The sequence below is a fragment of the uncultured Methanobrevibacter sp. genome, from assembly GCF_902770715.1.
GTDB lineage: Archaea > Methanobacteriota > Methanobacteria > Methanobacteriales > Methanobacteriaceae > Methanocatella.
In genome coordinates this window covers 1-10,598 of sequence record NZ_CACXTS010000042.1, presented here as the reverse complement: position 1 = coordinate 10,598, position 10,598 = coordinate 1, and the positions used below count along the sequence as shown (strand labels likewise).

The 10,598-nt window shown below is 34.6% G+C and carries 12 protein-coding genes; 7 read left to right on the top strand and 5 right to left on the bottom strand.

Annotation, left to right across the window (positions count from 1 at the left end; genetic code table 11):
• The 3 genes from QZU81_RS09595 to QZU81_RS09585 all read left to right on the top strand — a co-directional run.
• A partial coding sequence (locus QZU81_RS09595) for a hypothetical protein (RefSeq protein WP_295591534.1) occupies positions 1–874 on the top strand: 874 nt, incomplete at its 5' end.
• Positions 875–908: 34 nt separating this feature from the next.
• Positions 909–1,379, top strand: a complete 471-nt coding sequence (locus QZU81_RS09590; RefSeq protein ID WP_295591533.1) for a nucleoside deaminase — start codon at positions 909–911, stop codon at positions 1,377–1,379.
• On the top strand, positions 1,379–1,765 hold the full coding sequence (locus QZU81_RS09585; RefSeq protein ID WP_295591532.1) for a hypothetical protein: 387 nt from the start codon (positions 1,379–1,381) through the stop codon (positions 1,763–1,765). Before QZU81_RS09590 ends, QZU81_RS09585 begins: the two co-directional genes overlap by 1 nt.
• Before the next feature lie 25 nt (positions 1,766–1,790).
• Here the strand turns inward: QZU81_RS09585 and lysS are convergent, their stop codons facing one another.
• The 4 genes from lysS to QZU81_RS09565 form a co-directional block, all read right to left on the bottom strand.
• Positions 1,791–3,374, bottom strand: coding sequence for a lysine--tRNA ligase (lysS, locus tag QZU81_RS09580; protein ID WP_295591531.1), 1,584 nt, complete (start codon positions 3,372–3,374; stop codon positions 1,791–1,793).
• 159 nt (positions 3,375–3,533) lie between these two features.
• Positions 3,534–4,832 (bottom strand): phosphomethylpyrimidine synthase, encoded by a 1,299-nt coding sequence (gene thiC / locus QZU81_RS09575; RefSeq protein WP_295591530.1) that lies wholly within the window; start codon positions 4,830–4,832, stop codon positions 3,534–3,536.
• Positions 4,833–5,080: 248 nt separating this feature from the next.
• Positions 5,081–5,995, bottom strand: a complete 915-nt coding sequence (locus QZU81_RS09570; RefSeq protein ID WP_295591529.1) for a carbohydrate kinase family protein — start codon at positions 5,993–5,995, stop codon at positions 5,081–5,083.
• 175 nt (positions 5,996–6,170) lie between these two features.
• Entirely contained in the window at positions 6,171–7,040 is an 870-nt protein-coding gene (locus QZU81_RS09565) for a LysR family transcriptional regulator (RefSeq protein WP_295591528.1), read from the bottom strand.
• A gap of 58 nt (positions 7,041–7,098) precedes the next feature.
• Here QZU81_RS09565 and hxlB point away from each other — a divergent pair, with 58 nt between their 5' ends.
• Positions 7,099–7,689, top strand: coding sequence for a 6-phospho-3-hexuloisomerase (gene hxlB / locus QZU81_RS09560; protein ID WP_292824010.1), 591 nt, complete (start codon positions 7,099–7,101; stop codon positions 7,687–7,689).
• Between the two features lies 1 nt (position 7,690).
• Here the strand turns inward: hxlB and fdhD are convergent, their stop codons facing one another.
• On the bottom strand, positions 7,691–8,440 hold the full coding sequence (gene fdhD / locus QZU81_RS09555) for a formate dehydrogenase accessory sulfurtransferase FdhD (RefSeq protein ID WP_292851151.1): 750 nt from the start codon (positions 8,438–8,440) through the stop codon (positions 7,691–7,693).
• A gap of 107 nt (positions 8,441–8,547) precedes the next feature.
• Between fdhD and QZU81_RS09550 the strand changes: the two genes are divergently transcribed.
• The 3 genes from QZU81_RS09550 to QZU81_RS09540 form a co-directional block, all read left to right on the top strand.
• Positions 8,548–9,117 carry an FmdE family protein gene (locus QZU81_RS09550; RefSeq protein ID WP_295591527.1) on the top strand — a complete coding sequence of 190 codons (570 nt, stop codon included), beginning with the start codon at positions 8,548–8,550 and terminating at the stop codon, positions 9,115–9,117.
• Between the two features lie 421 nt (positions 9,118–9,538).
• Entirely contained in the window at positions 9,539–10,336 is a 798-nt protein-coding gene (locus QZU81_RS09545) for a formate/nitrite transporter family protein (protein WP_292851145.1), read from the top strand.
• Positions 10,337–10,418: 82 nt separating this feature from the next.
• Positions 10,419–10,598, top strand: a 180-nt coding sequence (locus QZU81_RS09540; protein ID WP_295591526.1) for a hypothetical protein, incomplete at its 3' end; no start/stop codon positions are given.

The window sequence follows — 10,598 nt, the reverse complement described above, 5'->3', positions numbered from 1 at the left end:
TGAGGAAGTAGTTGAAGATGAACCTGATGAGGTTGTTGATGAGCCTGTTGAGGAAGTAGTTGAAGATGAACCTGATGAGGTTGTTGATGAGCCTGTTGAAGAGGTTGTCGAAGAAAAACCTTCTAAAAATGAAGAAAAAACATCAGATAAATCTGAATCTAAGTTAATTAATGATTTAAAAGTTAGACTAGGTGAAAGAGAAAAGAAATTATCTAATCAATCTAGTGAACTTAATTATTTAACTAACAAAGTAATTCCTAAACTCAAAAAAGAAAATGCCGAATTAAAAGGCCTTAAAAAGGAATTGACTGATGCATTAGAAAAAAGTACTAGAAAATACTTTGACCAATTAGATATAAATGCAGATTTAAGTAATCAAATCGGAAAATTAGGTGCAGAAGGTGCAGTTAATAAAGTTAGAGCAGATAAATTAGAAAATGAAATAAAATCTGTTAAAGAAGAGCTTGAATCTAAAATAGCGCATTACAAAGAAAAATTAGCCAGCATTAATGTTGATGAATTAAAAAATGAAAATAGTAATTTATCCACTGAAATCGCTGATTTGAAAGAAAAGTTATCTAGTACCAGAAAAGAAAACATAGACCTTTCTGAAGAAGTTGACAAGTTAAGATCTGAACTCATTGAACTTGGAAACTACAAAGATGAAGTTGATACTCAAAATAAAGAGGAAATTCAAGGATACAAATCAGAAATTTCTTCACTCACAACTCAACTCAAATTAAAAGAAAGTAGCTATGACAAATTATCTAATGAATCCAAAAGCACAATTGCTGATTTGAATAAACAAATCGTTAAACTTGAAGAGGAATTAGAAAAACAATCCAATAAAGGATTATTTAATAGATTTAAATAGATGATTTTATCATCTTATTTATTCTTTTTTTAAAATGACAAATGATTCTTATTTTATGAAAGAAGCTTTAAAAGAAGCTAAAAAATCTTTAACTGAAGGTGGTTTGCCGATAGGGGCAGTATTAGTTAAAGATGATGAAATTATATCCAGAGGTCGTAATAGACTAATTCAAAATGGTTCTGCTGTTTTGCATGCTGAGATGGATGCAATTGAAAATGCTGGACGCTTAAATTATGAAGATTATATCAAATGCACTCTTTATACGACATTATCTCCGTGTCCAATGTGTTCAGGAGCTGTGATTTTATATAACATCCCGCGTGTTGTAATAGGTGAAAATACAACGCTGATGGGTGCGGAAGGTTTACTTAAATGCAATGGTGTGGAAGTTGTCGTATTGAACGATTTGGAGTGCAGAGATTTATTTTTGAAATTTGTCTGTAACAATTCTGAAATTTGGGACAGTGAACTTGAAAAAGTGGGAAATACAACAGAGGTTAAATAATGGAAATCATAGTGACTGATGAGAGGGATGAAAGATTTGTTGAATTTTGTGATTCATTCGGATGTTTTTTGGATGAACCGCAGGTAGTCCTGCTTTTATTGAGCTTTGGCAAAACTGTTGGCTGCACCAGTTTCAAAGTATATGACAGCGACTCGGCTGAAATCACTACACTATTTTTAAATTCATATGACAATCGTGAAAAAATTGCATACAAATTAATCAGACAGCTTGAAAAAATAGCCATTGATTATGAATTCAAAAGCGTTGTCGTTAGTTTTGACAGCGAGGAAGATATTCTAATCGACATATTCAAAAAATTGGACTATCATTTAGTCGAAAGCGGCGAAGAAATTCTCTATAAAAAAGAGTTTAAAAGTTTAATTTAATTTTAAAAAAAGAAAATTTAAAAGATTAAGCTTCTTGTCTTAATCTTTTCACAACAAAGTCTTTATCTAAGCTTAACAAGAATGATGCTGCTCTTGGACCTTGTTTTTGACCAAGAATCATTTTGTAAATAGCTTGGAATCCTTTTTGTGGTTTTAATCCTTGAGCTTCTAAGATTTCATACATTGCATCGTGCAATGCAGTTGCATCATCAAACTCGGTGGTTTCCATCAAATCAGCCAAATCAGATAGGAATTTGGTTTGATCATCGGTCAATGGCAAGTTTGGCACGCTTTTCTCTTGCACTTTGAATTTTACAAAGTTAGGTGCATAAGTATCCAACCAGTAAATTACGTTATCGACCCTTTCTCTGTATTGAGCTAATTCTAAATCAGTTAAATCACTGAATTCTTTATATTTGAAGCTTTTTGTTAATTGAGAATTCCTTTTAAGAATTCCAAAGATTTTTTCAAGGTCGTCTCCTGCAATTTGGTAAGCGTTAACCAAGAATCTGAACGGTGGTCTGAAAGGTAAAGGTGCGTCAGGAGTCATTTGGACTATTTCATAAATCTCTTTGAATTTTTTACCTTCTTTTTCAGATGGTGCTTCTTCTTCATCGTAGAATACTTTTTCCACTGTATCGAATTGATCAATAAAGTCTAAGAAAGGCATTTTAGGTGAGAAGTCTTTTGCTTTCATAGGTTTTGATCTGAATAAGTAGTAATGAAGACTTTCCGCAGGTCCGATCTTTAACCATTCTTCAGGAGCAAAGAATACCCCGTGGGATTTACTCATAGCTTCACCGTCAAGGGTAATCCATTCATATGGCACTGGATATGGTGCAGGATAATCGAATATTTTTTCAGAAATTACGCTACTTACATCATATGATCCACCACTTGCAGCGTGGTCTTTTCCGAATGGTTCGCATGTTGTTCTGAATATTTTCCATCTTGCAGCCCATTCAACTCTCCAGGTAAGTTTACCGTTTCCTGATTTGATGTCCATTTCGCCTTCGTGGCCACATTCACATCTGTATTTGATGATGTCGCCGTCATAGTCATAAGCATAAGTGGTGTTTACGCGTCCACATTCATCACAGATTGGGTTGTAAGGCAACCAGTCATCTGCCAATGGTTCTCTTCTGTATTGGTTGAAGATTTCTTTGATTTCCTCTACTTTTTCAAGGGAGGTTCTGATATAATCGTTATAGTCTCCGTTTTTATACATTTCAAAACCGGATTTTGCTTCCATTTCAATTCCGTAGTCGTCCATGACAGAAAGTAAAGGTTTTTCAAAGTGTTCTACAAAGTTGGCACAGCATCCGTCAGGACATGGAATCATTGAGTATGGCATTCCTAAGTATTTGTCGTAATCTTCAGGAAGTGGATATGGAACTTTTCTGAGTGGGTCGTGGTCGTCTGCAATCCAAATGGTTTTTGCTTTTATTCCTTTTTCTCTTAATTTCTTTCCTATCCCATTAGCTACAAAAATATCGCAGGAGTTTCCAATGTGTATTGAACCAGAAATAGAGGTTCCACTTGCGATGATATGTTCTTCTACATCCATTTTGCTTAATTCGTTAGCTATGTTTTCAATCCAATGTGTCATCTATATTCACCATTTTTAATAAAAAAGTTATCGTAAAATAAGTTATATACTGAATTAATCTTTGTTGTTATTAATATAAAAAGATTATTTTATTGGCAATATTTTTTGGTTGTGTTGTTTAGAAGCAATATAAAAAAAGAAAAAATAGATAATAATTATCTATTTAATAAGGTCAGAATCGGATTGGTCTAACCATTCGTTAACGATTTTCACCGCACAGAAGTTGCCGCACATTGTACATGTGTCCTCTTCTTCAGGAGGTCTTTGGTCTCTTTTTGCACGTGCAGCTTCCGGGAACATTGCACAGGCATATTGTGCTTCCCAATCGAGTTTTTTACGAGCTTCAGCCATAGCCAAATCCTGTGAACCGTCAACTTGGCCGGTTGCAAGGTCTCCTGCATAGGCTCCAATTTTGGTTGCTATAACTCCTTCCCTTACGTCATCAGGGTTTGGAAGAGCAAGGTGCTCTGCAGGAGTCACGTAGCAGATGAAGTCCGCTCCGGCTTTTGCGGAGGATGCCGCACCGATTGCTGATACGATGTGGTCGTAACCTGGTGCCACGTCACATACGATTGGTCCGAGCATGTAGAAAGGAGCGTTGGAACACATTTTCTTTTGAATCATTACGTTTGTTGGGATTTCATTGATTGGAATGTGTCCAGGCCCTTCAATCATACATTGTACTCCAGCTTCACGGGATCTATCGATTAATTCTCCTAAAATGATCAATTCTTGTATTTGGGCCCTATCTGTTGAATCAGCAATAGATCCTGCTCTCATACCGTTTGCAAGTGAAAGAACAACATCATGCTCTTTTGCAATTTCTAAAACATAATCAAAGTTTTCGTATAATGGATTTTCTTTTTCATTTTCAACAATCCATCCGGACATGAATGAACCTCCTCTGGAGACTAAACCGGTTACACGGCCTTGCCTTTTGAGTCTGGTTAATGTTTCAATGTTGATACTGCTGTGGATTGCCATAAAGTCAATACCATCTTTTGCTTGCTTTTCGATGGTGTTAAACAAATCATCTTCATCCATGTAAATTACTGAACCGTCTCTTCTGATGGCTTCAATAGCTGCCTGGTAAACAGGTACGGAACCTACAGGCAATGGGGACATGTCCAATACTCTTCTTCTTATTACATCTAAGTCTCCGCCGATACTCAATTCCATCAGACAGTCTGCACCATTATCGATTGCAATCTGTGCTTTTAAAACTTCCTCATCAAAGTTTACAATATCGGTTGATGTCCCAACGGTTGCATTTACTTTTGTTCTAAGTCCGGCACCAATACCGGACGCTTCTATGTCTCTGTGCACGTTGCTTGGTATTACGATAGTACCTTCAGCCACTGATTTCAATATGAAATCTTCTGTAACGTTTTCTATTTTTGCAACGTGTTTCATTTCATCGGTTAAAATTCCCTTTTTAGCGTCACTGATTTGAGTCATTATATCACATCATGGTCAATTAAGATTTACAACAGTCAAATATAATTTAATTTTTTCTCATATTTACTTGACAATCTCATATATTTCTTTATTAGTATTTAAATTAGTAGGTTTTACTTTAATTCAAGTAATCTTGATATATTTAAATTATTTTTTAAAAAATAGAAAGTATACTTTTATAATGGGAAAATAAAGTTGTCTTGATAAAAATAAAGTAAAATTTAAAAAAAGTAAAAAAAGGAATAAATTTAATAAAATTCATTCATTCTTTCAAATGCTTCATCAAAAGTAGGCATATTGGTCTGACAGCCTTGATGCTCAATGATAAATGATGAAACGGATGAAGCAAATTTAGCAGATGCTTCCAATGATTCTCCATTTAAGAATCTTGATAAAAATCCTGCTCTGTAGGAATCTCCTGCACCTGTTGGGTCAATAGCTTCCCTGGTTATAGCATCGATTTTTATTTTTTCTTCATTAGAATAGATTTCACTACCGTTAGCTCCGCATGTTTTAACAATTATTTTCGGACCTAATGCTCTAAGACCATCTAAATCGACTTCAAGTGCCATTAAAATTCTTTCAATTTCATGATGGTTTCCAAAGAGGATGGTAGTGTTTTCGATAACATCCTTTAGTTTTTTGGTATCGTACATTCCAAGGTCTTGACCAGGGTCAAATGAAATGAGCAATTCTTCATTTTTCGCTTCTTCTGAACATTTCCAATTGAATTCAGGGTCGCCTGTCGCTAAATGGAGTGCTTCCGCATTTTTAATCGCATTTGAAGGTACTCTGCTTTCTGAAAATTCACGGGCAGCTCCCCAATAGAAGTAACTGATTTGATCGGAGTTGTCATCAGTTAAAACGAATGCGGTTGGTGTTGCTTCACCTGGAACGATGATTAATGAATCAGTATCTATGCCTAAATTTTGCATATGTTCATAATATTCGGTTTTTTTGAAATCTCCACCGACAGCAGAAACTAAAGCTGTTTTTAATCCTAGTTTTGCTCCGACACAAGCAACATTTGCGGCAGCTCCTCCATTAAAGGTTTTCATATTTGTAATTGGGGCTGAAAAGTTTGCTTTTGGAAATTCATGCACTCTAATAATGTAATCATGAGCAGAGTGACCAATTGATAGTAAATCTCTGTTTTTTGCCATAATATCGCCTTTAAATCTTTCAATTTAATATTGTGTTTTATCATTATTTAATGTTTTGAAAATTCACATAGCCGTTTATATGCGCATTCACAAAAACATTTTTTTCACATGTGTGTTGACTATATTTTATTAATTATAATAATATTTTATTTTACCAAGAGCATTTGAAAAGTATTTACTCCATAGGTTGGAAGCCCTGATTCTCAATGTGTGTCTGGCCTTCAGTTGCCAGATATCTAATCAATTCGTCAACTTCACTTTTGTCTTCGTTTACTTTAACTAAACTGATGACATGTCTTGTATCAAATTTTAAAAGCTCATTTCCTTTAAAGTAACTGGCATTTAAAAAGGTATGTAGGTTTTCGGAATTTTTTACTAGTTTAAAAGCATCAAATTGCGAATTGACGGTTTTTTTAATATTGTAGTCAATATCATAATGTTGCAGGCTGTTCCATGCAAGCCTTTGGGCTGAACCGTTCACATTTACAAAATCAAGTCCTGTCAAATCGGAAATGCTTTCGATATTCTTGGAATTTGGGCTAGAAATCAAAACAAGGTAATCATAAGCTATTGGTATAAAGTTCAAATCCCTTTCAAAAGCAATCAACGGATCATCCAGTGTAAGTATATCCACTGCACCTCTCCTTGCGAGTTCAAATGCATCCTCGTCGCTGCTGCTGTAAATATTTGCATTAAATGGAAGTTCTATGCTTTCCAGAAGGCCTGTACTGATATGTCCCCCGACAATATTTACATCGGCGGTCTTTTCAATTTGAATTACATATTTTCTGAATTCATTCAATAAATCCAATCCCTCTTGGGTAAGAACAGTTCCATTACCAACTTTTTTTGAAATTTTGAACCCTAACTTGTCTTCTGCTTTGAGAATTCGTCTATTAAAAACAGTATGAGATATATTCAATTCCTTTGCAGATTTTCTTTGGGATTTTGTTTTAGACAGTGACTCCAAACTTTCATATAATTTATAGTCATAGATGTCACCATCAATTTCTATGTTTATCAATCCCTTGCTTTCAAATTTCATTAATTATATATAAAATTGTAATCATAAATAATAATATTGATTTTGGGAATTAGATAAAATGGAAATAATGAAAACTTCTATCAAGGCTATATTGGATAATATTAAGAGTGCTGAAGAGTATTTGGATGAAAAAGCTATCGATGAATTTGAAGATATTATTATTGGCTCTAAAAATATTTTTGTTACAGGTGCCGGAAGATCTGGACTTGCAGCAAAGGCATTTGCTATGAGGTTGATGCATTTAGGTTTGAGCGCTTATGTTGTAGGTGAAACTATTTCTCCAGCTATCTATGCTGATGATTGTATCATCGCTATTTCAGGTTCCGGTGAGACAAACACTATTGTTTCAGCAGCTAAAATAGCTAAAAATAGAGGTTCAAAAGTTTTAGCATTAACATCCTATCCAGAATCTACTTTAGGACAGTTGGCTGATGCTTATATTCTTGTTAAAGGAAGAACAAAAAAAGAAGTGGATGATGAAAATTATATAAAACGTCAAATTCATGGTAATTATACATCATTAACACCTTTGGGTACTGCATTTGAGTTAACTACATTAGTATTTTTAGATGCTATTGTTTCCGAGTTGATGGAAAAGATGGAACAGACCGAAAGTGATTTGAAAGCAAGACACACTGTTTTAGAGTAATTTAATCAAAAATTACTCTATTTTGATTATTATATATATTACAGCGGTTGCCTCTTAGGAATCCGACAAGTGTGATATTTCCTTTTTTTGCAATATTATATCCTGAATTAGCGGGAGCTGCGTTTGATGCAAGTATTGGAACGCCGGCTCTGGTCATTTTGATAACCATGTCTGCAGGCATTCTTCCGCTATAGATTACGTAGGAATGATTTAAGTCAAAACCGTTTAGGATTCCATATCCTATTACTTTATCAACGGCCACATGGCGGCTGACATCTTCTTTTACAACAAATTGGCCGTCATAGACTATTCCCGCAACATGTGTTCCGCCGGTGGCTTGCCAGATTTCAGCGTTGTCTTTAAGCTCTTCAATTCTATCAATCAATTCGCTAACATGCACCTGAAAATCGGATTCAACCGGATTCACTTCTTTTATTTTGCTTCTCCATCCGCCTGCAGAGTCGGAACACAGCACGGTTTCATTTGTTTTTAGCAATGTGTCATCTATTTCTACTCTAATTTGCGGACCGTCAATTTCAATATTTTTGATGTCATTCAATGATTTGACCATATTTTCATTAAACAGGTATCCGATTGCAAATTCCTTAAGTGAATCTTCAATTGCGGATAAGCTACGGGATATATTCCCATTTATTGTTAGGGTAACGGTTTCATCTTGCACAACATTTTCCTTAACGTTTTGAGCTTGGTTATCTTTATATTGAATTGCATCAATTTCCTCAATTTTCATTTTTCATCCCCCGATATAAATATGTCACTGTTATAATTATATGTCCCTCTTTATTTAAATCAATTTATATTGCATGTTGCTGTATATTATTAATAAGGTGAAAGGTTATGAACATCGAAGACTATGATGAACAATTGAAAAAGGCTGTCGAGTTTCATGGTGAGCTTTGCGGAGGAATTGCCATAGGGACCAAATTGGGTATGTACGGCCTTGAATTGTTGGGTATGGAACTGAATAAAAGACATAAAAACTTAATTGTAATTCTGGAAAACGAAAGATGCACTGCAGATGGAATACAGGCTGTAACCAAGTGTACAATAGGTAAAAGGTCTTTAAAGCTGGTGTATTACGGAAGATTTGCCGCCACATTTTATAATATGGAAACAGGTGAGGCATATAGGGTTTCCGATGCGGATGCAAACAAAAAGGATAAGGTTAAAGAAACTAGAGAAGAAATGGTTGAAAGGTTCAGGGTCACTCCTCCGGAAGAACTGTTCAATGTTGAAAAGGTTAAGGTTAAAGGTTTTAAGGAGGCGCAAAAGCCGGGAGATCCTCATGTAACTGAATGGTGCTGTGAATGTGGTGAAAAAATCACTGACAATTACCATCTGATTAGGGATGATGAGGCAATTTGCAGGTCATGTGCTGGCGAATCATATTATGAGGTAATCGATTAAATCGATTATTTTTTTTTAATTTAACCTAAATATTCATTAATTTTTGATAAAAAATTTTTTTTCAATTTTTGCAGGATTTTCCATTAATCTATGGAAATACTCAAATTCAATTGACAGCTTATTAAATAATAATATTAGTAATTATAAACGATTTCATAAAAGTATTAAGAAAATAAAAGTAAAATATATTGTACTTTTTAAAAAGAAGAATTTTTTCACGATGTAAACTGTATCCATCATGATTTATCATTAAGTTTAATTTTATTCATTTTTACTATTTAAATATTTCTTTTAGAGCCTAATGACAAATCCTTTTTATATAGTAACTACTAATATATTATCATAATACTTTGAACTATCTAATTGTGGGATTCATTAGTATTATAAAAATTAATTTAAAGGGAATAAAGAGGTTGATAAAATGAGTTCATCTTTTAAAAGCCCAGTAGAAACCGCAAAAGCAATTTCCGGTACTGCTGGAGCAAAAAACTCTGCAAATATTGTAAATGTAATATTACTCTCCTTCTTAGCAGGAGCATATATTGCATTTGGTGGTTTATTAGCTGTAGTTGCAAGTGCAGGAATGATAAAAGCAGGTGCACCAATTGGTTTAGAAAAATTCGTATTCGGTGCAGTGTTCCCTGTAGGTTTGATCATTGTTGTTATTGCAGGATCTGAATTATTCACTGGAAACGTCATGTTCATGACCCTCGGTGTATTAGACGGTTCCGCTTCTGTTGGCGGTCTCGCTAAAAACTGGGTAATCAGTTGGATATTCAACTTTGTAGGTGCTTTATTCGTAGCATACGTTCTTGCTTTCATGGGCGGAATTGTCCCTGCTGACCCTACCAACGCTATTGCTGCAAAAGCAATTGCCGTATCAGAAGGAAAAGTTAAACTAGACTTCTTAACTGCTGTGATAAGAGGTATTGGTTGTAACTGGCTTGTATGTTTAGCTGTATGGTTAGCTAATGCATCTGATGATGTCATCGGTAAAATTTTGGGTATTTGGTTCCCAATCATGGCGTTTGTATGTATTGGATTTGAGCACAGTGTCGCAAACATGTTCTTCATACCTTTAGGTATGTTCTTAGGTGCTGAAGGTGTAAACTGGGCTACTATTATCATTAATAACTTAGTTCCAGTAACTATCGGTAACATTATCGGTGGTGGACTCTTCGTAGCATGTATATACTGGTACACTTTCCTCAAAGAATAGGCTAGTAAATTTTTAAATCAAAGAAGCTTTTTCAAGCTTCTTTTTAAATTATTTTATAAAAATATATTTTGGAGATTATAAAATGGTTGAGATTAAATATGTACCAACAATCTGTCCATACTGTGGTACTGGTTGTGGACTTAACTTCGTTGTAAAAGACGGTAAAATTGTTGGTGTAGAACCTTTAAAAAGACACCCTGTAAACGAGGGTAAAGTATGTCCAAAAGGAAACTTTGGATACCAATTTATTAATAGGGAAGAC

Coding starts and splice junctions, on each gene's coding strand:
- thiC (WP_295591530.1), bottom strand. CDS start 4,832: ATGACTCAAATCAGTGACGCTAAAAAGGGAATTTTAACCGATGAAATG.
- QZU81_RS09590 (WP_295591533.1), top strand. CDS start 909: ATGACAAATGATTCTTATTTTATGAAAGAAGCTTTAAAAGAAGCTAAA.
- lysS (WP_295591531.1), bottom strand. CDS start 3,374: ATGACACATTGGATTGAAAACATAGCTAACGAATTAAGCAAAATGGAT.
- fdhD (WP_292851151.1), bottom strand. CDS start 8,440: ATGAAAATTGAGGAAATTGATGCAATTCAATATAAAGATAACCAAGCT.
- QZU81_RS09585 (WP_295591532.1), top strand. CDS start 1,379: ATGGAAATCATAGTGACTGATGAGAGGGATGAAAGATTTGTTGAATTT.
- QZU81_RS09545 (WP_292851145.1), top strand. CDS start 9,539: ATGAGTTCATCTTTTAAAAGCCCAGTAGAAACCGCAAAAGCAATTTCC.
- QZU81_RS09570 (WP_295591529.1), bottom strand. CDS start 5,995: ATGGCAAAAAACAGAGATTTACTATCAATTGGTCACTCTGCTCATGAT.
- QZU81_RS09565 (WP_295591528.1), bottom strand. CDS start 7,040: ATGAAATTTGAAAGCAAGGGATTGATAAACATAGAAATTGATGGTGAC.
- hxlB (WP_292824010.1), top strand. CDS start 7,099: ATGGAAATAATGAAAACTTCTATCAAGGCTATATTGGATAATATTAAG.
- QZU81_RS09550 (WP_295591527.1), top strand. CDS start 8,548: ATGAACATCGAAGACTATGATGAACAATTGAAAAAGGCTGTCGAGTTT.